The 26,744-nt window shown below is 68.5% G+C and carries 21 protein-coding genes and 1 pseudogene; 11 read left to right on the forward strand and 11 right to left on the reverse strand.

The annotated features are described in order from the left end of the window. Positions 1–2: 2 nt before the first annotated feature. On the reverse strand, positions 3–215 hold the full coding sequence (locus BN940_RS06285) for an AlpA family transcriptional regulator (RefSeq protein WP_033448903.1): 213 nt from the start codon (positions 213–215) through the stop codon (positions 3–5). Positions 216–333: 118 nt separating this feature from the next. After that, positions 334–1,080, reverse strand: a complete 747-nt coding sequence (locus BN940_RS06290) for a hypothetical protein (RefSeq protein WP_033448905.1) — start codon at positions 1,078–1,080, stop codon at positions 334–336. Between the two features lie 27 nt (positions 1,081–1,107). On the opposite strand from BN940_RS06290, the gene BN940_RS18850 reads away from it, so the two are divergent. Then, positions 1,108–1,506, forward strand: a complete 399-nt coding sequence (locus tag BN940_RS18850; protein ID WP_060433553.1) for a hypothetical protein — start codon at positions 1,108–1,110, stop codon at positions 1,504–1,506. 740 nt (positions 1,507–2,246) lie between these two features. Here the strand turns inward: BN940_RS18850 and BN940_RS06295 are convergent. Both BN940_RS06295 and BN940_RS06300 read right to left on the reverse strand, forming a co-directional pair. Beyond that, the gene (locus BN940_RS06295; protein WP_043680420.1) at positions 2,247–3,560 is read right to left on the reverse strand and encodes an IS1380 family transposase; all 1,314 of its coding nucleotides are present in this window, start codon (positions 3,558–3,560) and stop codon (positions 2,247–2,249) included. Positions 3,561–3,696: 136 nt separating this feature from the next. Continuing rightward, complete coding sequence (locus BN940_RS06300) at positions 3,697–5,211, reverse strand: IS5 family transposase (protein WP_148304855.1); 1,515 nt, start codon at positions 5,209–5,211, stop codon at positions 3,697–3,699. 213 nt (positions 5,212–5,424) lie between these two features. On the opposite strand from BN940_RS06300, the gene murB reads away from it, so the two are divergent. Further along, positions 5,425–6,507 (forward strand): UDP-N-acetylmuramate dehydrogenase, encoded by a 1,083-nt coding sequence (gene murB / locus BN940_RS06305; protein ID WP_043681221.1) that lies wholly within the window; start codon positions 5,425–5,427, stop codon positions 6,505–6,507. 91 nt (positions 6,508–6,598) lie between these two features. Here the strand turns inward: murB and dapB are convergent, their stop codons facing one another. Together dapB and BN940_RS06315 are read right to left on the reverse strand one after the other, a co-directional pair. Then, entirely contained in the window at positions 6,599–7,390 is a 792-nt protein-coding gene (dapB, locus tag BN940_RS06310) for a 4-hydroxy-tetrahydrodipicolinate reductase (protein WP_043681224.1), read from the reverse strand. Next, positions 7,390–7,881, reverse strand: a complete 492-nt coding sequence (locus BN940_RS06315) for an outer membrane protein assembly factor BamE (RefSeq protein ID WP_052355646.1) — start codon at positions 7,879–7,881, stop codon at positions 7,390–7,392. Before BN940_RS06315 ends, dapB begins: the two co-directional genes overlap by 1 nt. A gap of 210 nt (positions 7,882–8,091) precedes the next feature. Here BN940_RS06315 and fur point away from each other — a divergent pair, with 210 nt between their 5' ends. Continuing rightward, the gene (gene fur, locus BN940_RS06320; RefSeq protein ID WP_043681227.1) at positions 8,092–8,517 is read left to right on the forward strand and encodes a ferric iron uptake transcriptional regulator; all 426 of its coding nucleotides are present in this window, start codon (positions 8,092–8,094) and stop codon (positions 8,515–8,517) included. A gap of 30 nt (positions 8,518–8,547) precedes the next feature. Here fur and recN read toward each other — a convergent pair whose 3' ends face one another. Together recN and BN940_RS06330 are read right to left on the reverse strand one after the other, a co-directional pair. After that, complete coding sequence (gene recN / locus BN940_RS06325) at positions 8,548–10,203, reverse strand: DNA repair protein RecN (RefSeq protein WP_043681230.1); 1,656 nt, start codon at positions 10,201–10,203, stop codon at positions 8,548–8,550. 27 nt (positions 10,204–10,230) lie between these two features. Then, positions 10,231–11,133: an NAD kinase gene (locus BN940_RS06330; RefSeq protein ID WP_043681233.1), complete on the reverse strand. Its 903-nt coding sequence runs from the start codon at positions 11,131–11,133 to the stop codon at positions 10,231–10,233. Between the two features lie 117 nt (positions 11,134–11,250). On the opposite strand from BN940_RS06330, the gene hrcA reads away from it, so the two are divergent. The 5 genes and pseudogenes from hrcA to dnaJ all read left to right on the forward strand — a co-directional run bounded on the left by hrcA (position 11,251) and on the right by dnaJ (position 17,394). Then, a complete protein-coding gene (gene hrcA / locus BN940_RS06335) occupies positions 11,251–12,264 on the forward strand; it encodes a heat-inducible transcriptional repressor HrcA (RefSeq protein WP_043681235.1) in 1,014 nt (337 codons plus the stop codon). 25 nt (positions 12,265–12,289) lie between these two features. Further along, positions 12,290–13,336 carry a ferrochelatase gene (hemH, locus tag BN940_RS06340; RefSeq protein ID WP_043681238.1) on the forward strand — a complete coding sequence of 349 codons (1,047 nt, stop codon included), beginning with the start codon at positions 12,290–12,292 and terminating at the stop codon, positions 13,334–13,336. A gap of 180 nt (positions 13,337–13,516) precedes the next feature. Then, a complete protein-coding gene (gene grpE, locus BN940_RS06345; RefSeq protein ID WP_043681241.1) occupies positions 13,517–14,089 on the forward strand; it encodes a nucleotide exchange factor GrpE in 573 nt (190 codons plus the stop codon). A gap of 100 nt (positions 14,090–14,189) precedes the next feature. Further along, entirely contained in the window at positions 14,190–16,115 is a 1,926-nt protein-coding gene (dnaK, locus tag BN940_RS06350) for a molecular chaperone DnaK (RefSeq protein WP_043681245.1), read from the forward strand. Positions 16,116–16,261: 146 nt separating this feature from the next. Next, positions 16,262–17,394: pseudogene (dnaJ, locus tag BN940_RS06355) on the forward strand (molecular chaperone DnaJ). A gap of 125 nt (positions 17,395–17,519) precedes the next feature. On the opposite strand, the gene pobA reads toward dnaJ, so the two are convergent. Beyond that, complete coding sequence (pobA, locus tag BN940_RS06360; RefSeq protein ID WP_043681248.1) at positions 17,520–18,692, reverse strand: 4-hydroxybenzoate 3-monooxygenase; 1,173 nt, start codon at positions 18,690–18,692, stop codon at positions 17,520–17,522. Between the two features lie 102 nt (positions 18,693–18,794). Between pobA and BN940_RS06365 the strand changes: the two genes are divergently transcribed. Beyond that, complete coding sequence (locus BN940_RS06365) at positions 18,795–19,694, forward strand: helix-turn-helix domain-containing protein (RefSeq protein WP_148304899.1); 900 nt, start codon at positions 18,795–18,797, stop codon at positions 19,692–19,694. A gap of 111 nt (positions 19,695–19,805) precedes the next feature. Here BN940_RS06365 and BN940_RS06370 read toward each other — a convergent pair whose 3' ends face one another. Further along, complete coding sequence (locus BN940_RS06370) at positions 19,806–22,634, reverse strand: M16 family metallopeptidase (protein WP_052355647.1); 2,829 nt, start codon at positions 22,632–22,634, stop codon at positions 19,806–19,808. A 268-nt stretch (positions 22,635–22,902) separates the two neighbouring features. Here BN940_RS06370 and aptA point away from each other — a divergent pair, with 268 nt between their 5' ends. Then, a complete protein-coding gene (gene aptA, locus BN940_RS06375; RefSeq protein WP_043686083.1) occupies positions 22,903–24,234 on the forward strand; it encodes an omega-aminotransferase AptA in 1,332 nt (443 codons plus the stop codon). 4 nt (positions 24,235–24,238) lie between these two features. Here aptA and BN940_RS06380 read toward each other — a convergent pair whose 3' ends face one another. Continuing rightward, a complete protein-coding gene (locus BN940_RS06380; RefSeq protein WP_052355648.1) occupies positions 24,239–25,309 on the reverse strand; it encodes a LacI family DNA-binding transcriptional regulator in 1,071 nt (356 codons plus the stop codon). Between the two features lie 232 nt (positions 25,310–25,541). Here BN940_RS06380 and BN940_RS06385 point away from each other — a divergent pair, with 232 nt between their 5' ends. Then, the gene (locus BN940_RS06385) at positions 25,542–26,744 is read left to right on the forward strand and encodes an ABC transporter substrate-binding protein (protein WP_052355649.1); all 1,203 of its coding nucleotides are present in this window, start codon (positions 25,542–25,544) and stop codon (positions 26,742–26,744) included.

A 26,744-nucleotide genomic window follows, 5' to 3' on the forward strand; every position in this document is an offset into this window, starting at 1 on the left:
GGTCAGGCCCGGTTGTTGACGCGCTCGGCGATCCACTGGTCGATTTCGATGGAATCCCAGCCGACGGCGCGCACGCCCAGGCGCAGCGCCTTGGGGAACTTGCCGGCGCGCATCAGGTTGTAGAGGTGGGCACGCTTGAAGCCGGACTTCGCTTCGACTTCTTCCAGGCGCAGGATGCGGCGCTCGTTGGGCGGCAGTGCAGGTGTTGGCGACATGGCGGTCACTCCTGAACGCTCAGTGGCGTTTGTTGGCGTGACCTCTATTCAATAGACGCGGCTGCGGAAAGACATTGCCAATGCAATCTCCGCGGCTGCCTAAACAAGCTGGAAAACCTTAGAGGATGGCGCTATGTAGCCGGCGCCTGGCTGTGGCGAACTTGCCGTTCAATGTCCGCTCCGCGATCCCCATGACGCCGTGGTGATGGGCGACCAATGCGCTGACCACGGCCTCCTGCGTCTTGAAGCTGGAGTACGGCGTGCCCGAGGGCGACTGGCCGAGTATCAACTCCAGCATGCCCCCGATGATGTTCAGGTAGGTGGTCTCGGCCCGATCGCTGATCGAGCATTGCGCGCATGCGGGGATCACCGAGGACTGCTTGAGCAGCGCGTCGTGCTTTTCCTGCAACTCGCGAAGCTGACGCTTGGACTGCTCCAAGGCGGATTTGAGGGCCAGCCTTTCGACCAGCATGGCTTGCCCGGTCTCCAGCGAGATGAAGGGATGGGCGATGCGCTCGCTGCGGGAGAAGAGAAAGGCGGGCCGCTGCTCGGGGTAGTGCTGGCGCATCCAGCGCTTCAGATCGACGTGGCGAACGGTGATATCAGGGGAGTCGATCAGTTCGATGTCGCGCATCGTGATGCCGTTCTGCCCGAAGGGCAGTTCCCCATTGAGGATGCCGTCGTAGATGCGGTCGGTATACAGCCGCAGTTCGCCCCAGCGCGGGCAGTCCAACGACTGTGGCAGGTCTCTCGGCGACGAGATCGAGGCCAGGATGACGTGCTCGAATCGCAGCAGCCCGGCCCAGCGTATGGAGGCTTCGATCGGGCGGTAGAACACCTTTGATGTTGGTGCATTGTTGTTCATGCTCCTATCTCCTTCCAGGAGAACTACATGGCCGACTCCTTTGGTGCCAACCTGAAGGTCGGCGTGTTGTCTGTGCATGAAGCGGGTCCCGAGGTCCGCTTCGTCATGGGGCCTGAGTACTTCTCACCGGCTTGTGTTGCAGGTAGCCGTCGTGTGCTCGATATGCAAGAATCCAGTGAGTCGCAAGATGGTCGAGCCTTCGCTGGCAGGCTCGAAAGCGACGCGCACAGTAGCAGCGTCATAAGTAGCGGCGATCTTCGCAAAACCGTTTGGGTATGGCCTGATATGCCAGCGGTTTCACGAGGCGCGAAGGGCTCGCAATCGCTACCCGACGTCCACAAGGACGCGGTGAAACCCCAGCCTGTCATGCTTGTCCAGCATCCTGATATAGCGACAAAGAATCGCGCGCTGACGCGCCACGGCTAGGGTGTGCGTTCTTCCCGCACGACTTGTGCGGACGAGCTACGCAATGCGCGGCGCATGCGGCTCGTAGCTGACATCCGAACTGAGCCAGCACCGAGAGAATCGGCCTGGACGTCATCGCGGTACTGGTGCGGGTGCCGAGAGCAGGGACAGGCGCCAGTTCGAGACCGTCGCTGACGACGTTGTGACGAGTGTGGGGCCGGTGTGCTGAGTGCGGGTCTATGGACGCCAGTGGAACTCTTTGGACGATCTTGTTGGCGGGGGTGAAAAACTAGGCTACAATCTAGGTCTTCGCTGGCCACCTCGGCGAAGAAAGTGTTCGGGAAACAACGACTTACGCGCCTAGTAAACGTCTCGTTTCCCGCTCCAGATTGTGGTCTACAGACTTCCACTGACGTCTGTAGGTCGTTGAAAAAAGGGGCTTCGGCCCCTTTTTTCATTCCAGCGAGCGCCACGGAAATCCACCCACAGCGACCGTTTTTGAGTGACCAATTGAGGCACAAGAATGCGGGTGGGTCGGCTACCGGATAGTTGCTGGGGTTGAGCGGGGATTATGACGAGCATAGGACCTAACCCGGACATTTCGTCAGCAAGCCTGTTTAAGTGATTTCCCGGTAGTCCGGCTGCCTCGGCGACGCGGCGGAGGGGATCGGCGGCGCGGGAAGCTGTTTTTCAGTACCGCAGGCGCAATGGTCCCTACCCCCGTTGCTTTATCGCGTGCCGGGGACAGCACTTTCTCGGCGCTACGGGGCCATGGCGCGCGCGGCGTGCGCGTAGACGTGGCGCAGCGGATGATGCGAGGCCAGCAGGATGCGGACCCGCCGGGTATTGCGCACGATGGCCGCACCGACCTTCAGCAGGCGCACCCGGATGGTGGCGGCGCTGGCGCGCTCCAGTTCGGTGCCTCGTAGCGCCGTCTCGCGCAGCCGCTGCATCAGCGTATAGGCCAGGGCCGCCAGCAGCAGCCGGAACTGGTTGGCGGCGAACCGGTGGCAACTGGCGCGCGTACCGAACAGATCGAGTTGCGCTTCCTTGATGCGGTTCTCGGCTTCGCCCCGGGCGCAGTACAGCTGATCGTACAGTTGCATGGCATCGCAGTCCCGGATGTTGGTGACCACGAAGCGCGGGTTCACGCCCTGGGCACCGTACTCCAGGCGGGTGAGCACGCGCCGGGGCCGATCCCACGACCCGGCCGCGTAGGTGAACTCACTGACCAGGCGCTGCTTGCGCCCGGTGCGCTCGTAGCCGTCCTTGAGGATTTCCTCGGCCTGCGCAACGCGCGCCTGAAGCCGTTTATTGCGTGCCAGGCCGATGATGTATTGCACGCCGCTGCGTTCGCACCAGCGGATCAGCGGCTGACGGCAGAACCCCGAGTCCCCACGGATGATGATCCTGACCTCGGGCCATGCCTGACGCAGCCGGTTCACCAGCAGGCGCAGCACCGCCGCCGCGTGCCTGGCCCCGTCAATGCGGCTGGGGCGCAGCAGGCAGGCCAGCATCGACTGGCCGCAGAACACGTACAGCGGCAGATAGCAGTGGTGGTCGTAGTAGGCGTGGAACTGCTTGAGCTCCTGCTCGCCGTGCAGCGGGATATCCGAGGCATCCACATCCAGAATCAGTTGCCTGGGCGCGGTGGCGAAGCTGGCGATGAAGTGTTCAACCAGCACCCCATGCAGCGCCCACGCATCGGCGCGGGTCGCCCCCGTCTCCAGGCGGCTGAGCGTGGGTGAACTGGCCAGGGCACGATCTCGCCCAACAGCCGTTTGCATCAGCAGATCCCCGCGCAGCGTATCGTGGTCGTTCAGGTCTTCGTAGCCGCAGCACAGGCCGTACAGGCGCTGGGCCAGCAGATCGCGCAGGCGGTGATGAATGCGGCCAGCGGCCCGGCGCTCGGTCAAGGCCTTGGCCGCCATGCGCGACAGGCCCGTGCGCGCATCAATTCTTCGCAGCAGCATCAGCCCGCCGTCGGAGCTGAGATCGCCGCCTTGGAAATTGGCCTGTAAATGGCGCCGTCCAAGGCGTCCAAAGTCCAGTTCTTCAGTGGTACGATTTGGCATAGGCGGTTCTTTTTGGTTGTATGGCGTGAGACCCAATAACCATAAGCCCTCGGGCAGGAATCGCCTATTCCTTTTTACCCGCCTGACGAAATTTCCGGGCTAAGTCGTCGTCCCTGAAAAATTCATTTGTCCTGTTTCAGGCCGAATTTCCGGCGATCCGAGGCCACGGATTTCGATAGGGCAGGCAGCCCACCGGATCAACCCAATCGCCTCTTGAGCCCATCATGGGCATCAGGCGTTGAATCTGACGACCAATCCACGCAATAAATCGGCACAAAAATAAAGGGCCGATGCCCTTGCGGGCAATCATGCGCAGCAGCCACTTGATATTGAAGCCTGCCGCGCACAACACCGCATGGATCGCATCACCCGTTTGGCCTTTCAAATGACAGCGATTCATTCCATGATCGCTTTTCAGATGCCCAATGACCGGCTCCACCGCCTGGCGCCGTTTAAGCATTCGGCGCTCCTGGTCGGTGAGACGTTTGAATTTGCCTCGGTGTTTAAGGCTATATTCCGGGATCTCGGCATCAACGCCTCGATAGCCCAGATCCGTGTAGACGGTCTGCGGAGCCACGTCCACCGCCTCCATCAGGATGCGGGACTGCTCCAACTGCTCGGCCAGTGTGTGGCCATCGTACGGATTGCCAGGGAAGCTGCGTGCTCCCACGATCAGATTCCCCTTCAAGGTGGTGACAATGCCCACCTTCACTCCAAACTCATAGGGCGTACGGGCCTTGCCCTTGCTGATGCACTCCACCTCATCGGCGTGCCAGCTGTAGACCTTGTCTTTTCCCTTCACCTTCGCGCCCCGACGGCTCTGAGCCGCGATCTTATGTGCGCGAGCCAATAACGGGTCCAAGGCGTCCTGGATGCTCTGCGCCAGCACTGTCTTGTTGCGCTCAATGTCACGCGCCAGACGGCCCAGAATCGTGCGCTGGCGCTTGATCGTCTTATGCATGCGCCGATACTGCTTGGCATGCGCATAGCGGCCCGCTTTCCTGGCCAGCTCCCGGCCTTCCTTGGCGTAGCTCTGCTTTAACGCAATGCCGTGCGCCTTGGCCGCGCAGGCGATCTTCTGGCGCGCCACCTCCAGCAAACGGCTGTCGGTGGGATGCGCCACCGCCTTGGCTTGCACGGTGCTGTCCACTATCACCGACTGCATCGCCGTGCGCTCGATCAGCCCCAGCTTGATGGCCACCACCAAAGTCTGCACCAGCAGCTCTTCGACGCCTTCCTCACCCAACAGCCCCCGGAATCGGCTGATGGCGCTGGGATCGCACGGCAGGCGATTCTCGAAATACTCCTGCCCCGAAAAATACTGCCAGGTGGGTGCATCGCTCCAGCGTTCGCAGACGCCTTCATCGCTCTCGTTGAAGGTGTGCTTCAGATACAGCAGCGAAATCATCAGCCGCATCGGCAGCCGGGGACGCCCCGCGTTTGAATGGCCGGCCCCTACCACGGCCATCGTCGGGCCAAACAGATCAATATCCTCAACCTGCCGGCCGGTGCGCACCTGACGCGCAAAACGGTGTGCGACAGCCGCCTCCAGTTCCTGCCAAGGAATATGCGTGGCAAGCACCGCCAGGGGTTTACGCAGATCAATCATCTGGTCCAGGCGGCTGCGGAAAAAATCGTCAATCTGGCTCATGCAGGCTGAACGCTTCGCCCGGATGCGGCAGCCGCTGTCAGGCGATCGGCGCCGTGCCCGCGGTTTCCGCGCCGGCTACCGTCTCGTGCAGGATCGCGCCGCGGTACTGATCGATGACGAGACAGCGCTGATCGGCGAAGCGCCCGGCGCACCCCCGCGCGGTATGCTTACGCCTTCCGCCCGATCCCCTCCAATCCGACCGCCATCATCCTCATGTCCGCCCAGCCCCCCGTCTTCTCCGAACAGGATCTGCAGGCCTGCAACACCCTGGGCCTGCCGGCGCGCGCGCCGGTGGCGGTGCTGGAGGACGAGTCGGCCATTCCTGCGCTGTGCGAGGCCCTGGCGGCGGGCGGGCGGGCGGAAGCGCCGCTGTTCGTGCTGGGCGGCGGCAGCAATCTGGTGATCGAGGCGCGGCCGCGCCATCGCGTCCTGCGGGTGGCGCTGCGCGGCATCCGCCTGTGGGAGGAAACCGCCGGCCACTGGATCGTCGAGGCCGCGGCGGGCGAGTCCTGGCACGGCTTCGTGGCGCACTGCCTGTCGCGGGGCTGGCCGGGGCTGGAGAACCTGGCCCTGATCCCGGGAACGGTGGGCGCGGCGCCGGTGCAGAACATCGGCGCCTACGGGCTGGAGCTGGACCAGCGCCTGCATTCGGTGGTGGCCTGGGACCTGCGGGCGGGCGGGGAACGCACGCTGCGCCCGGACGAGTGCGGCTTCGCGTACCGCGACAGCCTGTTCAGGCGCGACGGGGCGGGGCGCTGGCTGATCGTGCGGGTGCGTTTCGCGCTGCCCAAGGCCTGGACGCCGCGCCTGGACTATCCGGACCTGCGCGACCATCCCGGGCTGCGGGGGGCGGGCGGGGCATCGGGCGCCGGCGGCCCGGCGCATGAGGCGGCGGCAACGATGCCGACGCCGCGCCAGGTCTTCGACGCGGTGTGCGACATCCGCCGCCGCAAGCTGCCGGATCCGGCGGTGCTCGCCAATGCGGGCAGCTTCTTCAAGAATCCGGTGGTCGATGCGGACCAGGCGGATCGCCTCCAGCGGCAGTTTCCGGCGCTGCGGACCTATCCCCAGGCGGACGGCCGGGTCAAGTTGGCGGCGGGCTGGCTGATCGAACAGGCGGGCTGGAAGGGGCGGCGCCTGGGGCCGGTGGGCATGCACGAGCGCCAGGCGCTGGTGCTGGTGAACCATGGCGGCGCGCGGGCGGCGGACGTGCAGGCCCTGGCGCGGGCCGTGCGCGCCGACGTGCGAAAAAGATTCGGCGTGGGCCTGGAGCAGGAGCCCGTGGTCCTGGACTGAGTCCGGCCGGGCCGCCCGATCCGGCGCGGCATGAAAGACGAAGGGCCTGCGGATCGAACGCAGGCCCTTTGCCGTCCGGACGGCCCTGCGTTCAGGTCGCCAGCACGTCCTGCATGTCGAACAGGCCGAATTCGCGCCGGGCCAGGTAGCGGGCGGCGCGCAGGCTGCCCTGGGCGTAGGTGGCGCGGCTGCTGGAGCGGTGGCTGATCTCGATGCGTTCGCCGGTGCCGCAGAAATACACGGTGTGGTCGCCGACGATGTCGCCGCCACGCAGCACGGAAAAGCCGATGCGGCCGGTTTCGCGCGGGCCGGTGTCGCCGTGGCGCGCCCAGTCGGCGATCTCGTCCAGCGGCTTGCCCCAGGCGCGCGCCACGGCCTCGCCCATGGCCAGGGCGGTGCCGGAGGGCGCGTCGACCTTGTTGCGGTGGTGGGCCTCGAAGACTTCGACGTCGTAGCCGCTGTTCAGCAGCCGGGCGGCCATGTCCAGCAGCTTGAGGGTGGCGTTGACGCCCACGCTCATGTTGGGGGAGAAGACGATGGCGGTCTTCTGGGCGGCGGCGCGGATGGCCTGCTTGCCTTCGGCGTCGAAGCCGGTGGTGCCGATGACGCACTTGACGCCGTGCGCGACGCAGGCGTCCAGGTGGGCCAGGGTGCCTTCGGGCCGGGTGAAGTCGATCAGGCAGTCGGCGCCGGCCAGGGCGTCCAGGCTGCCGGTGATGCGCACGCCCGTATCGACGCCCAGGAAGGCGCCGGCGTCCTGGCTGATGGCATCGCTGCCGGAGCGGTCCAGCGCGACGGCCAGGGTGAGGTCCGGGGAATCCAGGACGGCCTGGATCAGCATGCGCCCCATGCGGCCCGAGGCGCCCGCGATGGCGATGCGCATTATTGCTGGCCCTCCTGGCGGTTCTTGCCGCCGGCGCCGGTTTCGATGGTGGCCTGCGGCGTGACGCCGGCCCCCTGGCCGCTGGGGGAGGCGGCGGGATCCACGCCCGGAGACGCGGCCTGCCGGGCGGCGCGTTCGGACTCGGCGGACTGGACGGCTTCCTTGCCGCTGTCGGCCCGCTGGAAGGGCTGGCGGTCGGGCTGCTCGTCGCCCGTCCAGCGCACCAGCTGGTCGTTCTCGAACCAGACGGTGAACTTGCGCAGTTCGTCCTTGCCGTAGCCGGGCTGGTTGTAATAGGGGTAGTCCCAGCGCTCGGCGTGGAAGATGTCCTGCAGCGTGGGGGTGCCCAGGATGAAGCGCACCTGGTCGCGGGTCATGCCGGTTTCGAGCTTGGCGACCTGCTCGGTGGTGATCCAGTTGCCCTGCTGGATGGTGGCCCGATAGGGAAAGCCCCAGTTGGTCGAGCCGCAGCCCGCAAGGCCCAGCGCCATGACGCTGGCGGCCAGGCATAAGGTCAGCCTGTGGGATTGAGCGCTGGATCGGATGTGCACGAAAGCCCCCGTGGTGGATGCGATGGCCGCGCATCCGCGGCCGCTAAAACCGCTATCATAAAGGGAATTCGGATTTGCGCATGCGCGCGGCTGGATGCGGGGGGTTCCGGCCCGCTTGCCTTTTGCCGCATTCCCCGGGATACTTGAACCATGAACGACCAGATCGAACTCAAGACCATGGGTCTGAAGGCGACGTTTCCGCGCCTGAAGATCCTCGATATATTCCGCAAGGCGGAAACCCGCCACCACAGCGCCGAGGACGTCTATCGCGCATTGATCGCGGAAGACGTGGACATCGGCCTGGCCACCGTCTACCGCGTGCTGACCCAGTTCGAGCAGGCGGGCATTCTGCTGCGCAGCCAGTTCGATGGCGGCAAGGCGGTGTTCGAGCTCAACGACGGCGATCACCACGATCACCTGATCTGCACCAACTGCGGCCGGGTGGTGGAATTCTCCGACGCGGAAATCGAAAAGCGCCAGCATCGGGTGGCCAAGGAAAACGGCTTCACCCTCGAAAGCCACAACATGATGCTCTACGGCATCTGCCCGAAGTGCTCGGCCGCCAAGAAGGCCTGATCTTCCCGGTCTCCTAGCCTTTCCGGTCCCCTAGCGCGCCGCCTGCCCCGACGCCAGCATCTCGCGGGCGTGGGTGCGCGTGGCGTCCGTCATCTTCAGTCCGCCCAGCATGCGGGCGATTTCCTCCGTGCGGGATTCCGCGTCCAGCGGCCGGATGGCCGACAGCGTGCGGCCGGCGCGGGTGGCCTTGCTGACGCGGAAATGCCGCGCTGCGCAGGCCGCGACCTGGGGCAGGTGGGTGACGCACAGGACCTGATGGCGCGCGCCCAGTTCGCGCAGCAGGCGGCCGACGACCTCGGCCACGGCGCCGCCGATGCCGGCGTCCACTTCGTCGAAGATCAGCGTGGGGACCCGCGCCGCCTGGCTGGCGATCACCGACAGGGCGAGGGAAATGCGCGCCAGTTCGCCGCCGGAGGCCACGCGCGCCAGCGGCCGGGGCGGGACGCCGGCGTGGCCAGCGACGAGGAATTCGACGGTTTCCAGGCCGTGCGCGGAAGGCTTGCAGTCCGCCAGGGCGACGTCGAAGGCGCCGCCGTCCATGGACAGGGTCTGCATGGCGGCCGTGACCTGCGCGGCGAGCTGGACGGCCGTGGCGCGCCGCGCGGCGCCCAGCGCGCGGGCCAGTTCCATGTAGTGCGATTCGGCCTGGCGGCAGGCGCGTTCCAGCGCCTCCAGGTCCTGGCCGGCCTCGGCCTGGCGCAGCTGGGCGCGCAGCGTTTCATGGTGTTCGGCCAGGGCGTCGGGCTCGACGTGGAAGCGCCGGGCGGCCTCGAACATGCGGCCCATGCGGGCGTCGGCCTGCGCCAGGGCGTCGGGATCGGGCTCCAGGCGGTCGGCGTAGGCGTTCAGGCCGGACACGGTTTCCGCGCACAGGATGCGCGCCGATTCCAGCGCCTGACAGTGTTCTTCCAGAGAGGGGTCGTGGCGCACCAGGGACTGCAGCGAATGGATCGCGGCGTGCAGGGCCTGGGCCGCCGAGCCCGATTCGCCGTCCAGCGCCTCGACGGCCTGGCCGGCGCCGGCCAGCAGGGCCTGGGCGTGCGCGAGGCGGGATTGGCGGGCGCAGAGTTCCGGCCACTCGCCCGGCTCGGGCGCCAGTTCGTCCAGCCAGGCCACGTCCGCGGCCAGGCGCTCCAGCCGGGCCGCCTGGCCGGCCGCGTCGCTGCGGGCGGCGTCCAGCGCCGCCTGCGCCTGGCGCCAGTCGGTCCAGGCCTGCTGCACGGCGCGCGCCTGCTCGGCGTGCCCGCCCTGGGTGTCCAGCAGCTCGCGCTGGCTGGCGGGCTGCAGCAGGCTCTGGTGGGCGTGCTGGCCGTGGATGTCCACCAGCAGGGCGCCCAGGTCGCGCAGCTGGCCCAGGGTGGCCGGCACGCCGTTGATCCAGGCCTTGCTGCGGCCCTGGGCGTCGATGACGCGGCGCAGGATGAGTTCCGGCCCTTCCAGGGCCTGCTCGGCCAGCCAGCCGGCGGCGGCCTCGGGCGCGTCGAAGACGGCGCTGATGTCGGCGCGCGGGGCGCCTTGGCGGATCAGCGCGGCGTCGCCCCGGCCGCCCAGGGCCAGCGCCAGGGCGTCGATCAGGATCGACTTGCCGGCCCCGGTCTCGCCGGAAAACACGGTGAAGCCGGCCTCGAAGGCGATGTCGGCCTGGTCGACGATGACGAAGTCGCGGATGTGCAGCGCGCGCAGCATGGCGAGGGGTGGCTGTGGCCGTCGGGTCTATTGGTCGGGTTCGTCCCAGGGATGCAGCATGCGGTTCCAGTTCAGCTTGCTGCGCAGGGTGGAGAAATAGCTGTAACCCTGGGGGTGCAGGAAACGGACGCGGTGGGGGCTGCGGCGCACGTCGATGCGGTCGCCTTCCTGGCAGTTGGACAGGGCCTGCATGTCGAAGTGCACGCTGGCGCCGGATTCCACCCGGCCCAGGGCGCTGATGGTGATGTTCAGCACGCTGTCGTCGGGCAGGGTGATGGGCCGGTTCGACAGGGTCTGCGGGGCGACGGGCACCAGCACCAGGGCGTTGACCTGGGGGTGCAGGATCGGCCCGCCGGCCGACAGGGCGTAGGCCGTCGAGCCCGTGGGCGTGGCGATGATCAGGCCGTCGGCGCGCTGGCTGTGCATGAAGGCGCCGTTGCATTCGACGCGCAGTTCGATCATGCCGCCGCGCCCGGCGCGGTTGATGATCACGTCGTTCAGCGCCAGGCCGGAGAAGATGGTCTCGCCGCCGCGCATCACGCGGCCTTCGAGGAGGATGCGCTCGTCCTGGACGAAGGCGCCGTTCAGGACGCGGGTGATGGCTTCGTCGGCGCTGCCCAGGGGGATGTCGGTGATGAAGCCCAGGCGGCCGTGGTTGATGCCGATCATGGCCACGCCCGAGGTGGCCAGCTGGCGCGCGGCCGCCAGCATGGTGCCGTCGCCGCCCATGATGATGGCCAGGTCGGCGCGCGCGCCGATGTCTTCGTAGGATGCCAGGGGGAAATCGGCCACGCCGGTGTTGCGGCCCGTGTCGGCCTCGATCAGGACGTCGCAGCCCGCCGAGGACAGGACCCGGCCCAGCCGGCGCAGGGGCGCGTCCATGCCGCTGTCCTGGTGGCGCCCGATCAGGGCGACGGTCTTGAAGTGCATGGGCGGGGGGCCTCCCGGAATTTAATGGAATAATAGGCGTATCCGATTATAGGGGAGGAGGGCGCGGCTGCCGATGCGGGCGGGCCGTTTCCATCCCGCATGCTGGATGAAATGGACATGGATGATCGAGCCAAGACGTTGCTGAAGGCGCTGGTCGAACGCTACATCGCGGACGGCCAGCCCGTGGGGTCGCGCACGCTGTCGAAGGTCTTTGATCTCTCTCCGGCCACGATCCGCAACGTCATGGCCGACCTCGAAGACCTGGGGCTGATCCACAGCCCGCACACCTCGGCGGGGCGCGTGCCCACGCCGCGCGGCTACCGCATGTTCGTCGACAGCCTGCTGACCGCCCGGCCCTACGAGCTCAGCCCCGACCTGCGGATCGAGGACTGCCTGCCGGCGGCCGAACCCGGCCGCGCCGTGACCGCCGCCGCCACGCTGCTGTCGAACCTGTCCCAGTTCGCCGGCGTGGTGCTCACGCCCAAGCGCACCCAGGTCTTCCGCCACATCGAATTCATCCGCCTGTCGGACCGCCGCGTGCTGCTCATCATCGTCACGCCCAACGGCGACGTGCAGAACCGCATCCTGTTCGTCTCGCGCGAATACTCCGAGGCCGAACTGCTGGAAGCCTCCAATTTCTTCAACCGGCAGTTCTCCGGCAAGTCCTTCCACGCGGTCCGCCAGGCCCTGGCCGACGAGCTCGCCTCGCTGCGCACCGACATCTCCCGCCTGATGCAGCAGGCCGTGGACGCCGGCCTGGATTCGCCGGACACGGACGACGAGGCCGTGGTGATCTCCGGCGAGGGCAAGCTGCTGGGCGTGTCCGAAATGACCGCCGACATGGACCGCCTGCGCCGCCTGTTCCAGCTGTTCGAGCAGAAGACCGATCTGCTGCACCTGCTGGACGTCTCCAGCCGCGCGCAGGGCGTGCAGATCTACATCGGCGGCGATTCCCGCCTGGTGCCGCTCGAGGACGTGTCGGTCATCACCGCCCCCTACGGGGTCGACGGCCAGGTGATCGGCACGCTGGGCGTCATCGGCCCCAGCCGCATGGCCTACGACCGCGTCATCCCCATCGTCGACATCACCGCCCGCATGCTGTCCAACGCCCTCGGCCAGGCGGCCTCCTGATGCCGCCTCTTCCTGTTTTCCGACCATGAGCCGTTTCCTCCCCGAAGCGCCCGATCCCCGGGCGCTCGACCCGGACGCGCCCGGCCCCGGCCGCGGGCCGCTGGGCGTGCTGCTGATCAACCTGGGCACGCCCGACGCGCCGACCCCGGCGGCGGTGCGCCGCTACCTGGGCGAGTTCCTGTCCGACCCCCGGGTGGTGGAACTGCCCGCCGCGCTGTGGCAGATCATCCTGCGCCTGTTCGTGCTGACGCGCCGGCCGGCCGCCATCGCGCCGAAATACGCCCAGATCTGGCTCGAACGGGGCTCGCCCCTGCTGGTGCACAGCCGGGACCTGGCCGACGCGGTGGCGGCGGCCCTGCGCGGCCGCGGCCTGGACGTGCGGGTCGAACTGGGCATGCGCTACGGCCGGCCGGCCCTGGCCGGCGCCCTGGAAGCCCTGCGCGCGGCCGGTTGCGGCCGCATCCTGGCGGTGCCGATGTATCCGCAGTACGCCGCCAGCACCACGGCCACGGCGGTGGACGCGGTGGCCGCGCACCTGGCGCGGCTGCGCCACCAGCCCACGCTGCGCTTCCTGGACCGTTTCCACACGTCCGACGCCTATGTGGACGCGCTGCACCGCTCGGTGCGCGCGCACTGGGACCGGGCCGGCAGGCCCGACCGGCTGCTGCTCAGCTTCCACGGCCTGCCCCAGCAGTCGGTGCGCCAGGGCGACCCCTATTTCCGCGACTGCCAGGCAACCGCGCGGGCCCTGCGCGAACGCCTGGGCGCCGACGGTGCGCGCCTGCACGTGACCTTCCAGAGCCGCTTCGGGGCGGCGCCCTGGCTGCAGCCCTATACCCAGCCCACGCTGGAGGCCTGGGGCAGGGAAGGCGTCGGCACGGTGGACCTGATGTGCCCGGGGTTCCTGGCCGACTGCCTGGAGACCCTGGAAGAAATCGACATGGGCTGCCGCGAGGCCTTCCTGGCGGCGGGCGGGCGGGCCTTCCGCTACATTCCCTGCCTGAACGCCGAGCCGGACTGGGCGCGCGATTTCGCCGGGCTGATCGCCGACAACCTGGCCGGCTGGACGTGAGGCCCGCCCGCGCGCTGCCGCCCGCGCCGCCCCGGACCGCCGCGTCCGGTGCGTCCGCCGCGTCCGGTGCGCGGCGCCGCGCCGGGGGCCGGCCCGCCCATCGCCATGCCGGGGCTTGAAGAACGCGCCCGCGCCCTCATCTATCCTTTTGTTACCCCTTTCAGCATTGGAGATTTCACCATGTCGGCTCCCCAGGAAGACTTGGACCCGCAAGCCGCGCCGAGCGCCGAACCCCAGTCCACCGGCCAGCATCCGGCCGATGCCGCCGAACCCGCCCCCGCGCAGCCGGGCGAGGACCTCGCCGCGCTGCTCGACGAGGCCCAGAAGCAGGTCGCCGATTACCACGACCAGCTGCTGCGCGCGCATGCGGAGGTCGAGAACGTCCGCCGCCGCGCCCAGGACGAGGTGTCCAAGGCCCGCAAGTTCGGCACGGAATCGTTCGCCGAGAGCCTGATTCCCGTGCGCGACAGCCTGGAGGCCGCGCTGGCCCAGGAAAACCAGACCGCCGAGGACTGGCGCCAGGGCGTCGAGGCCACCCTGCGGCAGCTGAACGCCGCCTTCGAGCGCAACCAGATGCGCGAGATCGCGCCGGCGCCGGGCGACACCTTCGATCCGCACCGCCACCAGGCGATCTCCAACGTGCCCTCCGAGCACCCCCAGGGCGCCGTCGCCCAGACGCTGCAGAAGGGCTACCTGATCGCCGACCGCGTGCTGCGCCCGGCGCTGGTCATGGTGTCGGCAGGCCCCGCCTGAGCCCCGCAGCCGGCCTTGAAACGGGGATTTACAACCCCATATTCGATTCATCGGCGGGCATGAAACCCGCCCAGCCATTCAAACATCGACAGGATCCAACATGAGCAAGATCATCGGCATCGACCTGGGCACGACCAACAGCTGCGTCGCAGTGCTGGACGGCTCCAAGGTCAAGATCATCGAGAATTCCGAGGGCGCGCGCACCACGCCGTCCATCGTCGCCTACATGCAGGACGGCGAAATCCTGGTGGGCGCCCCCGCCAAGCGCCAGGCCGTCACCAACCCCAAGAACACCATCTTCGCGGTCAAGCGCCTGATCGGCCGCAAGTTCGACGAAAAGGCCGTGCAGAAGGACATCGACCTGATGCCCTACAGGATCCTCAAGGCCGACAACGGCGACGCCTGGGTCGAGGCGCAGGACAAGAAGCTCGCCCCCCCGCAGGTGTCGGCCGACATCCTGCGCAAGATGAAGAAGACCGCCGAGGACTACCTGGGCGAGGAAGTCACCGAGGCCGTGATCACGGTGCCGGCCTACTTCAACGACAGCCAGCGCCAGGCGACCAAGGACGCGGGGCGCATCGCCGGCCTGGAAGTCAAGCGCATCATCAACGAGCCGACCGCGGCGGCCCTGGCCTTCGGCCTGGACAAGTCCGAGCGCGGCGACCGCAAGATCGCCGTCTATGACCTGGGCGGCGGGACCTTCGACGTGTCCATCATCGAGATCGCGGACGTGGACGGCGAAAAGCAGTTCGAGGTGCTGTCGACCAACGGCGACACCTTCCTGGGCGGCGAGGACTTCGACCAGCGCATCATCGAGTACATCATCGCCGAATTCAAGAAGGAATCCGGCGTCGATCTGTCCAGGGACGTGCTCGCCCTGCAGCGTCTCAAGGAAGCCGCCGAAAAGGCCAAGATCGAGCTGTCCTCCACGCAGCAGACCGAGATCAACCTGCCGTACATCACGGCCGACGCCTCCGGTCCCAAGCACCTGAACCTGAAGATCACCCGCTCCAAGCTGGAAGCGCTGGTCGAGGAACTGATCGAGCGCACGATCGAGCCCTGCCGCGTGGCGATCAAGGACGCCGGCGTCAAGGTCTCCGACATCGACGACGTGATCCTGGTCGGCGGCATGACCCGCATGCCCAAGGTGCAGGAAAAGGTCAAGGAATTCTTCGGCCGCGAGCCGCGCAAGGACGTGAACCCCGACGAGGCCGTCGCCGCCGGCGCCGCCATCCAGGGCTCCGTGCTGTCGGGCGACCGCAAGGACGTGCTGCTGCTGGACGTGACGCCGCTGTCGCTGGGGATCGAGACCCTGGGCGGCGTCATGACCAAGATGATCAAGAAGAACACCACCATCCCGACGCGCTTCTCGCAGGTGTTCTCCACGGCCGACGACAACCAGCCGGCCGTGACCATCAAGGTCTACCAGGGCGAGCGCGAAGTCGCCGCGGGCAACAAGGCCCTGGGCGAGTTCAACCTGGAAGGCATCCCGCCGGCCCCGCGCGGCCTGCCGCAGATCGAGGTCACCTTCGACATCGACGCCAACGGCATCCTGCACGTGTCGGCCAAGGACAAGGGCACCGGCAAGGAAAACAAGATCACGATCAAGGCCAGTTCCGGCCTGACCGAGGAAGAGATCGAGCGCATGGTGAAGGACGCCGAGGCCAACGCCGAGGAAGACCACCGCATCGCCGAACTGGCGCAGGCGCGCAACCAGGCCGACGGCCTGGTCCACGCCACGCGCAAGTCCCTGACGGAATACGGCGACAAGCTCGAAGCCGCCGAGAAGGAAGCCATCGAGTCGGCCATCAAGGACCTCGAAGAAGCCATCAAGGGCGACGACAAGGCCGCCATCGATGCCAAGACCGAGGCCCTGGCCACCGCTTCGCAGAAGCTCGGCGAGAAGATGTACGCCGACATGCAGGCCAAGCAGGCGGCCGAGGGCGCGGCCGCGGCCGATGGCGCCAAGCCGGCGGCGGAAGACGACGTGGTCGATGCCGACTTCAAGGAAGTGAAGCGCGACTGACCGCCGGCCATCGCGCCCTTGCGGCCCGCCCCCCCGGCGGTCGCCGGAAGAACGCGGCGATCCGCCCGCACCTGCCCGGTCCCGGTTTCTGCCGGTCCGGGCAGGTGTCCTTCAAATAGCAGCGCATCAAGCAAAGTAATCGACCAATGGCAAAACGAGATTTCTACGAAGTCCTTGGGGTCGCCAAGAACGCCTCGGATGACGACATCCGCAAGGCCTACCGCAAGCTGGCCATGAAGTACCACCCGGACCGCAATCCGGACAGCAAGGAAGCCGAGGACAAGTTCAAGGAGGCCAAGGAAGCCTACGAGATGCTGTCCGACGCGGAAAAGCGCTCGGCCTACGACCGCTTCGGCCACGCCGGCGTGGACCCGAACGCGGCGGCCGGCGCGGGCATGGGCGGCGGCGCGGGCGGCTTCGCCGACGCCTTCGGCGACATCTTCGGCGAAATCTTCGGTGGCGCCGCGGGCCGCCGGGGCGGCGGCGGACCGCAGGTCTATCGCGGCGCCGACCTGAAATATTCCCTGGAAATCAGCCTGGAGCAGGCGGCCAACGGCTTCGACACCGAGATCCGCATCCCCAGCTGGGAACCCTGCGAGACCTGCCACGGCTCGGGCGCCCGGCCCGGCACCTCGCCGCGCACCTGCCACACCTGCGGCGGCAGCGGCGCCGTGCGCATGCAGCAGGGCTTCTTCAGCGTCCAGCAGACCTGCCCGACCTGCCACGGCACCGGCAAGGAAATCCCCGATCCCTGCGGCGATTGCGACGGCGTGGGCCGCATCCGCAAGAACAAGACCCTGCAGGTCAAGATCCCGGCCGGGATCGACGACGGCATGCGCATCCGCTCCACCGGCAACGGCGAGCCGGGCCTGAACGGCGGCCCCCGGGCGACCTGTACGTGGAAATCCGCATCAAGCCGCACGGCATCTTCGAGCGCCAGGGCGAGGACCTGCACTGCGAGCTGACCATCCCCTTCACCAAGGCGGCGCTGGGCGGCGTGCAGGAAGTCCCGACGCTGTCGGGACGCGGGGAAATCACCATCCCCGAGGGCACCCAGACCGGCAAGACCTTCCGCCTGCGCGGCAAGGGCATCAAGGGCGTGCGCTCCAGCTATCCGGGCGACCTGTACTGCCACGTCGTGGTGGAGACCCCGGTGCGCCTGAACGAAGAACAAAAAGCGCTGCTGCGCCAGTTCGAGGCGTCCCTGAACAGCGGCGGCGACCGCCATTCGCCCAAGAGCGAATCCTGGACCGACAAGGTGAAGAACTTCTTCTCCTGACGCGGGTCCGGCATGTGCATCCGCATGCGTAAGCACCCCGCACGCCGGCTTTCGCCGGGTGCGGGGTTTTTCTGATCCGGAACGAGGAACCCGGAGCCGGGAAACCGGCACCGGGAACCCTAAGCTCAGAACGGCAGGCCGACGTAGTTCTCGGCCAGCGAGCCCAGCGCCTTCTCGGACGAGAACAGGTAGTCCAGGTCGGTCTGCTGCAGCTTCTGGTCGTAGCCCGGGCTGTCCGGGAAGGTGTGCAGCAGCATCGTCATCCACCACGAGAAGCGCTGCGCCTTCCACACCCGCGCCAGGGCCTTGGCCGAGTAGTTGTCCAGCCCGCTGCTGTCGCCCTGCAGATAATGGGCCGTCATGGCGTGGTAGAGGTAGTAGATGTCCGAGGCGGCGCTGTTGAGCCCGCGCGCGCCGGTGGGCGGCACGATGTGGGCGGCGTCGCCGGCCAGGAACAGGTGGCCGTAGCGCATGGGTTCGGCCACGAAGGAGCGCAGCGGCGCGATGGACTTCTCGATCGACGGGCCGGTGACCAGGCGCGTGGCCACTGCCTCGGGCAGGCGCCGCTTCAGCTCTTCCCAGAAGGCCTCGTCGGACCAGTCCTCCACCGTCTCGCTCAGCGGCACCTGGATGTAGTAGCGGCTCAGCACCTGGGAACGCAGCGAGCACAGTGCGAAGCCGCGCTCGTGCTTGGCGTAGATGAGTTCGGGCGACACCGGCGGCGTGCGCGACAGCACGCCCAGCCAGCCGAAGGGATAGACCTTCTCGTATTCCTTGAGCACGGTCTTGGGGATGGACTTGCGGCTCACGCCGTGGAAACCGTCGGCGCCGATGATGAAGTCGCAGTCGATGCGCACGATCTCGTCGCCCTGGCGGTAGGTCACGTGGGGCTTGGCGCCGGTCAGCTCGTGCAGCTGCACGTCCTCGACGTTGTGGATGACCACGCCGTTCATGCGGTCGCGCGCCTCGTAGAGGTCGCGCGTCAGTTCGGTCTGGCCGTAGACCACCACCGAGCTGCCGCCGCTGTACTTGTGCAGGTCCACGCGGCTTTGCCGGCCGTCGTGCGCGATGATGAAGCCGTCATGGATCTCGCCTTCACGGTCCATGCGTTCGCCGCACTGGGCTTCGCGCATCAACTTGGCGAAACCATGCTCGAGCACGCCGGCCCGGATGCGGCCCAGCACGTACTCGCGGCTTTGCCGCTCCAGCACGATGGTGTCGATGCCCTTGAGGTGCAAGAGCTGGGAAAGCATGAGGCCGGACGGGCCTCCGCCGATGATGCAGACGCTGGTTTTCATGGGATGTCTCCTGTGGTTCGGAACGCCGGGGAGATTTGATAATATGTGAGCGAAGAGCGGGCATCAATGTCTCGATTTCCGAAAAACTTGCACGATTCAAACATGCCTTCCTCCCAGCCTTCCCCTCATCCTTCCTCCCAGCCTTTCGCCCGGCAGGTCCTCCAGTCCCAGGGCCTGTTCGGCGAATCCCGCCAGCTGCCCGACGTGGTGCATTGCGAGACGATCGCCGCGCGTTCCGCGCTGCACGACTGGGAACTGGCGCCGCACCGCCACGGCCGCCTGCACCAGGTGCTGATGCTGCAGTCGGGCGCCGGCCAGGCGCAGATCGAGGGGCAGTCCCTGCCGCTGGGACCCGGGTCGCTGATCAACGTGGCGCCCGGCGACGTGCATGCCTTCCGCTTCGAGCCCGACACCCAGGGCCACGTGGTGACGCTGGCCGACGAGATGATGGACCTGCTGCTGGCCGAGGCCGGCGAAGTGCGTCTGGTGCTGGGCCGATCCTTCGTGGGCCTGGACGACGGGCCGGTGGCCGCCCTGATGCCGCAGATCTGGGCGGAGTTCAATGGCCTGCGGGCCGCGCGCGCCCTGGTGCTGCGCGGCCTGTGCGCCACCCTGCTGGGCCTGGTGGCGCGGGCGGCGGCGCGTGCGGTGCCGTCCCCCGGCGAGGCGGCCCGGCCAGCCCTGCTGACGCGCTTCGAGGCTCTGCTGGAGCGGCATTTCCGCGAGCACTGGGGCGTGGCCGACTATGCGCGGGCGCTGTCGGTGACGCCCACCCACCTCAGCCGCGTCGTGCGCGCGGCCACCGGCGAGCCCGCCTCGGCCCTGATCGAGGCCCGGCTGATGCGCGAGGCCCGGCGCAACCTCGCCTACACCCATCTGCACGTGGCCACCATCGCCTACGGCCTGGGCTTCGCCGATCCGGCGCATTTCAGCCGGGTCTTCACGCGCGCGGCCGGCGTCTCGCCGCGGGCCTTCCGCCGCGGTCTGGCCGCCCCGGCCTGAGGCGCCGTCCGCGGCGTTTGCCGACGCGCGGCCCGGCGCAGGGCCCGAAGCGCGGCCCGACGCGCGGTCCGCCGCACGGCCCGCTGCACGGCCGGCCCGGGCAGTCCGGCCTCAGGGCTTGGGATCGGGGTCCGCGGCCACGGCGATGCTGAGCGCGTCCGGCTGCAGCAGCTCGCGCATCGCGGCGTTGACCTCCGCGGCCTTCAGGCCGCGCAGCCGGTCGATGATGTGCTGCTGCCAGGCGAAGCTGCGGTCCGTCTCCAGGTAGCCGATCCAGTGGCTGACCAGATAGCCGTCGTCGGAGCGCCCCAGTTCCATGTAGTTCAGCAGGGACTGCACCCCCTGGTCCACCTCGGCCTGGGTGAAGCCGGTCTTCAGGGTCTCGTCCAGGACGGTGCGGATCGCGTCCTGCAGCGCCCCGGCGTTGCGCGCCGCCGTGCTGGCGTACAGCGTCCAGGCGCCGGAGTCCTCGAAGGACGAGGCGTTCACGGCGCTGCCCACGCCGTAGGACAGGCCGCCGCGCACGCGGATGCCCTGCCACAGCCGGGAATCCTCGGAACCGCCGAGCAGATAGTTGGCCAGCATCAGCGCGGGCCAGCGCGGATCGGTGTCGCGCAGCTTGAGGGGCACGGCGGCGCGGTATTCGGCATTGGCCTTGCCCGGGGCGGGGATGCGGAAGGTCTCGGGCTTCATCGCGTACCACGGCTCCGCCAGGCGTTCGTAGGCCGGCGCCGCGCGCCAGCCGTCCAGGCCGGCGCGCAGGCGCCGCTCGACGGCGGCGGGATCGAAGTCGCCCACCACGGCCAGCGCCAGGTGGCCCGCGCCGTAGAACCGCGCGTGGAACCGCTGCAGCCGTTCGCGGCTGAGTTCGCCGAGCTGGGCCAGGATCTCGCCGGTCGTGGGGGTGTAGCGGACATCCGCCGGGTCCCAGGGCTGGTCGTGGCGCTGCAGCGTGTTGCGCGCCAGGAAGGCCGGGCTGGAGGCGTCGTCCTCCACCTGCGTGCGCAGGCTGCGCTTCAGCCGCTCCAGCTCGTCCTCGGGAAACGCGGGCGCGCGCAGCAGGTGGAAGACCAGGTCCAGCACGTCGGGCAGGTGCTCGCGGGAACTGCGCATGGACACGCTCAGGACGTTGCCGTCGGTGCCGAAGGACAGGTCGGAATCCAGCTCGTTCAGACGGTCCTCGATCTGCTGGCGGCTCATGTCGGCGGTGCCGCGCAGCAGCATCGCGCCGGTGACGAAGGGCACCAGGCCCTGGCCGCGCAAGGCGTCGGCATCGGCGAAACCCATGCGCAGCACGGCATGGACGCGTCCGCCGGCGGTTTCCTTGGGCAGCAGGGCCAGTTCGACCGGCCCGTTGGGCAGGGCCAGCACGCTGCGCCGGGTGGCGGCGTCGATGGCCGGGGGGCGGGTGTCGAAGGCGGCCACGGCGGGCCGCCCGGTGCCGGTCTCGATCTGCCGGATCCAGGGTTCGAGGTCGGCCGGGGCGGGCGCGGGCGCGTCCTTGGGCTGCGGCGTGGGCAGGTACAGCCCGCTGGTGCGGTTGCTCGGCAGCAGCCAGGCGCCCAGCTGCGCGCGGATCCCGTCCAGCGTCAGCGCGCGCACGCGCAGGCGCTCGACGAAGAACAGGCGCCAGTCTCCCCGGGCGATCGCGTCGGACAGGGCCTGGGCCAGCGCGCCGGGCTGGTCGAAGGTCTGCTTCCAGTCGTTCAGCCAGGCGGTGCGGATGCGCTCCAGGCCGGCCTGGTCCAGCTGGCCGACGCCGTCGGCTTCCAGGCCGCGTTCCAGGGCCGCCAGCGCCGCCTGCGGGTCGGCGCCGGGCTGCACCTGGGCGCCGAACACGGCGTAGCCGGGCTGCTTCATGGCGCGGGCGAAGCCGAACACGCTGCTGGCCAGGTCCTTGGCCACCAGGGCCTGGTAGAGCGGCCCGGCCGGGGTGTCGGCCAGCATGGCGGCGCCGATCGCCAGGGCCGTGTAGGCGTCGCTGGCGGCCTCGGGCAGATGGTACTGCGCCAGGGCGATGGGGCTGCCGCCGATGCGCCGCAGGGTGACGCTGCGCGCGCCCTGCTGGACGGGCTCGACCGTGTATTCGGGCGGCAGCGTGCGCGCCGGCCGGGCGACCGGGCCGAAGTCCTGCGCGATCCATTGCAGCACCTGGCCGGCGTCGAAGCGCCCGGCGACGATCAGCGTGGCGTTGTCCGGCTGGTAGTAGCGGTGGTAGAACGCGCGCAGCGCCTCGATGCCGACGTGTTCCACGTCGGAGCGCGCGCCGATGACGCTGCGGCCGTAGGGGTGCCAGACGTAGGCGGCCGCGGCGACCTGCTGCATCAGCATGCTGAACGGGCTGTTCTCGCCGCGTTCCATTTCGTTGCGCACCACCGGCATTTCCGCGTCCAGGTCTGCGCGGGCGATGCGCGCGTTCAGCATCGCGTCGGCCTGCCAGGACAGGTACCAGCGCAGCGTCTCCGGGTCGCTGGCGAAGGTCGCGTAGTAGTTGGTCAGGTCGGCGGTGGTCGAGCCGTTGGCCGCCAGCCCCCGGCGCGCGAATTCCGCCAGGGCGTCCGGATGCTTCGGGCTGCCGCGAAACAGCAGGTGCTCCAGCAGGTGCGCCATGCCGGTCTCGCCCGGGCCCTCGTTGCGCGAGCCGACGCGGTAGCTCATGTTCACCGTGGTCTGGGCGCGCGAATCGTCCGGGGCCAGCAGCACCTGCAGGCCGTTGTCCAGGCGGTATTCGGTCACGCCCTCGATCATGACCACCTGGCGCACGCCCGCGGGCAGGGCGGGGGAGGGGGCGGTTGCGGGAGCGGGGGCGCGGGCGGGGCCGGAGGCGGTTGCGGCCGGGGAGGCGGCCGCCGGTTCGGCGAGGGCGGGGCGGGGCAGGCCGGCCGGAGCCAGCAGGCAGAGCGCCAGCAGCGCGGAGAGCAGGGATTTCAGCGGAAGCACCGGGGACGATCCATGGACGAGTGGGTGTGAGTCGTAACATTACCGCATGAAGGCCCGCCGATGCACGGATCCGGCCGGCGCATGCCTCCCGGCGTCCGTCCTCCCAGGCGTGCGCCCCTCTGGCGTGCGCCGCGGGGCGGGCGCGGCGCTTTCCAGCGGGCCCGCCGCTTTCCGGCAGGCGCGAAACGGAGTATGGTCTTCCGGCATGGGCCGGCCCGGCATGGAGATCGCCGTCCGGGTCTCCGGCCCCCTGGATCGAGAGGCCGCCATGCACACCCAAGCACCCCATTCCGCCGATTTGTCCAATCTGTGGATGCCCTTCACCGCGAACCGCCGGTTCAAGGCCCATCCGCGCATGCTCGCCGCGGCCCGGGGCATGTACTACACCGCCGCGGACGGCCACCAGGTGCTGGACGGCACCTCGGGGCTGTGGTGCGTGAACGCCGGGCATGGCCGCCAGCCCATCATCGACGCGATCAGCCGGCAGGCCGCCCACCTGGACTACGCGCCCAGCTTCCAGATCGGCCACGAGGATTCCTTTCTGGCGGCTTCCGAGGTCGCGGCCCTGATGCCCGACGGCCTGGACCGGGTGTTCTTCACCAATTCGGGCTCCGAGTCGGTGGACACGGCCCTCAAGATCGCGCTGGCCTACCACCGGGCGCGCGGCGAGGGCCAGCGCACCCGCCTGATCGGGCGCGAGCGCGGCTATCACGGCGTGGGCTTCGGCGGCATCTCGGTGGGGGGCATCGCGCCCAACCGCAAGGCGTTTTCCGCAGTGCTGCTGCCCGGGGTGGACCACCTGCCGCACACCCACGACCTGGCGCGCAACGCCTTTTCGCGCGGCCAGCCCGCCTGGGGCGGCGAGCCGTTCGCCGATGCCCTCGAAAGCCTCGTCGCGCTGCACGACGCCTCGACCATCGCGGCCGTCATCGTCGAGCCGCTGGCCGGCTCCACCGGCGTGCTGGTGCCGCCCCGGGGCTACCTGGAGAGGCTGCGGGCCATCACGCAGAAGCACGGCATCCTGCTGATCTTCGACGAGGTCATCACCGGCTTCGGCCGCCTGGGCGCGGCCACCGGCAGCGCGTTCTTCGGCGTCACCCCCGACCTGATCACCCTGGCCAAGGGGATCAGCAACGCGGCCGTGCCGGCCGGGGCGGTCGCGGTGAGCCGCGGCGTGCACGACGCCATCCTGGATGCGGGCGCGGGCGGCATCGAGTTCTTCCACGGCTATACCTATTCCGCCCACCCGCTGGCGACCGCGGCCATCCGCGCCACCCTGGGTGTCTACCGGGACGAGGACCTGTTCGCCCGCGCCCGCGCGCTGTCGGCGCCCTTCGAGGAGGCCGCGCACGCGCTGAAGGGCCGCCGCCACGTCATCGACATCCGCAACCTGGGGCTGGTGGCCGGCATCGAGCTGGCCCCCCGCGAGGGCGCGCCCGGCGCCCGCGCCGCCGAAGCATTCGGCAAATGCTTCGACCGCGGGGTGCTGGTCCGCTATACCGGCGACACCCTCGCCATCTCGCCGCCGCTCATCATCGGCGAGGACGAGATCGGGCGGATCTTCGAGACGCTGGCCGACGTGCTGGCCACCGTGGACTGACCGTTCAGCGGCCGGCGCGGCGCCGGCGCGCGGCGGCCAGGGTGCCCAGGCTGCCGCCCTCGATCAGCGTGGCCTGCATGGGCTGCTGCGCCTCGACCGGCTTGCCCGCGATCAGATCGACGATGATCCGCGCCGCGCGCGAGCCGATGTCGCTGTCCGGGATGCGGATCGTCGTCACGGCCGGCTGCATCATGGCCGCCTCTTCGAGGCCGTCGAAGCCGACCAGGGAGATGTCGCCCGGGACCTCGATGCCCAGGCGCCGGCATTCGTGCAGCGCGCCCATGGCCTGCAGGTCCGTGCCGAACAGGATCACGGTGGGGCGGGGCGACATGCCCCAGAACTGCCGGATGGCCCGCCGGCCCCCTTCGTAGGAAAACTCGTGCTCGATGATCCATTCGTCGGGGATGGAGAGGCCGGCTTCGCTCACCGCGGCCAGGATGCCGGCGCGCCGGTAGCGCGCCCGTTCGTTGCGCGCGATCGAGCCGCCGCAGATGCCGATGCGCACGTGGCCGCGGGACAGCGCCAGCTGCGCCAGCTGGTAGGCCGCGTCGAAGTTCGAGATGCCGACGCAGTACGGATAGCTGCTGCCGTCCACCGACCAGGTGAGCACGTAGGGCAGCTTGCACTGGTGCAGCAGGCCGAAGACGCCGGCGTCGTGGTCGGTGCCGACCATGATGATGCCGTCCACGCCCTTTTCGACGATGGTGCGGATCAGGGCCACTTCGTTCTCGATGTGGTATTCGTGGCTGATGATCAGCAGCTGGTAGCCCAGCGCCCACAGGGTCTGCTGGATCGAATGGGTGGAGTGGGCGAAGATGGGGTTGTTCAGGGTGGGGTAGACGGCGGCGATGGTCTGGGTGCGCCGCGAGGCCAGTGCGCGCGCCGCGCCGTCGCGGATGTAGCCGAGCTGGGCGACGGCATGGCGCACGGCCTCCAGGGTGGCGGGCTTGACCTGATCGGGCACGGACAGGGCCCTGGATGCGCTGCCCAGGGACACGCCCGCCAGCCGGGCCACGTCCGCCAGCGTGGGCCGGCTGAAGGGCGCCGCACCCTGTGACTCGGGGTGTTTACTCATTGACAATCCTTGAGGCGGCTATGTACTCTTTCCAGGCACGAAAATGAAACGCTTCAACTGTGTCCGCTCGCCAGTTTCATTCTAACTGGTGTTTTTATGTCCCTAAACTTGAAGCGCTTCAAAAAGTGTCCCTTTCCAAGGAGACTCATCCAGCATCGAGCCAGCCGTTCAACATCGTTTGATTTCCGGTATGGGACGCGTCCCGCCCGCCGGGAGATCGAGGAGCGCAGACATGAGATTCAAGCAGGCAGTGTTGTCCCTTGCCGTCAGTGCCATGGCGGTCGCCGCCTCCGGCGCCACGGCGGCCACCGTGAAGATCGGGGCCCTGTATCCATTCAGCGGCGGCCTGGCCCTGCTGGGGCAGGAAAGCTACCGCGGCCTGGAGCTGGCCGTCAACGAGCGCAACGCGGCGGGCGGCCTCAACGGCGACACGATCGAGATCGTCAAGGCCGACGCGGTCGATCCCAACCAGGCGGTTTCGGGGGCCAAGGCCCTGGTGTCCGACAAGGTGGCCGCCATCTTCGGCAGCTACGCGTCGGGCCTGTCCTATGCGGCCTCGCCGGTGGCCGAGCTGGCCGCCGTGCCGTATTTCGAGCTGGGCGCCACGGCGCACAAGATCACCACGCGGGACTACAAGTACCTGTTCCGCAGCAATCCGAACACCGCCAAGTACGGCGTGGCGGTGGTCGATGCCCTGCATCAGCTCATCGCGCCGGGCATGGGGCTGAGCGCGAAGGACATCCGCATCGGCATCATCCACGAGGACGGCCCCTATGGCACGGACGTGGCGGCCACGGAAAAGAAGCGCGCCGCCGAACTGGGCTACACGGTGGTGGAGGATCTGCCGTATTCCGCCAAGACGGTGGACCTGTCCTCCCTGATCCTGCGCCTGAAGGGCGCCAAGGCCAACGTGGTGCTGCAGACCTCGTACCAGAACGACACGATCCTGTATTTCCGCCAGGCCCGCGAAGCCAATTTCCATCCCGACGTGGTGATCGGCGCCGGGGGCGGCTATTCCCTGATGGACACGGCCAAGGCCGTGGGGGCCGACATGAACGGCGTGTTCGACCTGGATTTCCCGCAGGCGTCGATCAATCCGCAGGGCGCGCCGGGGCTGGACAAGTTCCTCGCGGCGTACAAGGCCGCGTACGGCGGCGCCCCGCAATCGGGCCACAGCCTGGCCAATTACGTCGGCGCCAAGGCTTTCCTCGACATCATGGCCGAAGCCAAGTCCTTCGACGCGGACAAGATCCGCGCGGCGGTGCTGGCCTACAAGAAGCCGGCCGGCGAGACCGCCAACGGCTGGGGCTTCGAGTTCGCCGAGGACGGGCAGAACGAGGCCTCGGACTTCTACGTGATGCAGTGGCAGAACGGCGAGCTGGTGACGATCGAGCCCGCCAACCTCGCCCAGGGCAAGCCCGTATTCAAGAAGTAG

Origin of the sequence: Castellaniella defragrans 65Phen (assembly GCF_000612685.1) — a bacterium.
GTDB lineage: Bacteria > Pseudomonadota > Gammaproteobacteria > Burkholderiales > Burkholderiaceae_B > Castellaniella > Castellaniella defragrans.

Coding starts and splice junctions, on each gene's coding strand:
- BN940_RS06285 (WP_033448903.1), bottom strand. CDS start 215: ATGTCGCCAACACCTGCACTGCCGCCCAACGAGCGCCGCATCCTGCGC.
- BN940_RS06290 (WP_033448905.1), bottom strand. CDS start 1,080: ATGAACAACAATGCACCAACATCAAAGGTGTTCTACCGCCCGATCGAA.
- BN940_RS18850 (WP_060433553.1), top strand. CDS start 1,108: ATGGCCGACTCCTTTGGTGCCAACCTGAAGGTCGGCGTGTTGTCTGTG.
- BN940_RS06295 (WP_043680420.1), bottom strand. CDS start 3,560: ATGCCAAATCGTACCACTGAAGAACTGGACTTTGGACGCCTTGGACGG.
- BN940_RS06300 (WP_148304855.1), bottom strand. CDS start 5,211: ATGAGCCAGATTGACGATTTTTTCCGCAGCCGCCTGGACCAGATGATT.
- murB (WP_043681221.1), top strand. CDS start 5,425: ATGTCCGCCCAGCCCCCCGTCTTCTCCGAACAGGATCTGCAGGCCTGC.
- dapB (WP_043681224.1), bottom strand. CDS start 7,390: ATGCGCATCGCCATCGCGGGCGCCTCGGGCCGCATGGGGCGCATGCTG.
- BN940_RS06315 (WP_052355646.1), bottom strand. CDS start 7,881: ATGGCGCTGGGCCTTGCGGGCTGCGGCTCGACCAACTGGGGCTTTCCC.
- fur (WP_043681227.1), top strand. CDS start 8,092: ATGAACGACCAGATCGAACTCAAGACCATGGGTCTGAAGGCGACGTTT.
- recN (WP_043681230.1), bottom strand. CDS start 10,203: ATGCTGCGCGCGCTGCACATCCGCGACTTCGTCATCGTCGACCAGGCC.
- BN940_RS06330 (WP_043681233.1), bottom strand. CDS start 11,133: ATGCACTTCAAGACCGTCGCCCTGATCGGGCGCCACCAGGACAGCGGC.
- hrcA (WP_043681235.1), top strand. CDS start 11,251: ATGGATGATCGAGCCAAGACGTTGCTGAAGGCGCTGGTCGAACGCTAC.
- hemH (WP_043681238.1), top strand. CDS start 12,290: ATGAGCCGTTTCCTCCCCGAAGCGCCCGATCCCCGGGCGCTCGACCCG.
- grpE (WP_043681241.1), top strand. CDS start 13,517: ATGTCGGCTCCCCAGGAAGACTTGGACCCGCAAGCCGCGCCGAGCGCC.
- dnaK (WP_043681245.1), top strand. CDS start 14,190: ATGAGCAAGATCATCGGCATCGACCTGGGCACGACCAACAGCTGCGTC.
- pobA (WP_043681248.1), bottom strand. CDS start 18,692: ATGAAAACCAGCGTCTGCATCATCGGCGGAGGCCCGTCCGGCCTCATG.
- BN940_RS06365 (WP_148304899.1), top strand. CDS start 18,795: ATGCCTTCCTCCCAGCCTTCCCCTCATCCTTCCTCCCAGCCTTTCGCC.
- aptA (WP_043686083.1), top strand. CDS start 22,903: ATGCACACCCAAGCACCCCATTCCGCCGATTTGTCCAATCTGTGGATG.
- BN940_RS06380 (WP_052355648.1), bottom strand. CDS start 25,309: ATGAGTAAACACCCCGAGTCACAGGGTGCGGCGCCCTTCAGCCGGCCC.
- BN940_RS06385 (WP_052355649.1), top strand. CDS start 25,542: ATGAGATTCAAGCAGGCAGTGTTGTCCCTTGCCGTCAGTGCCATGGCG.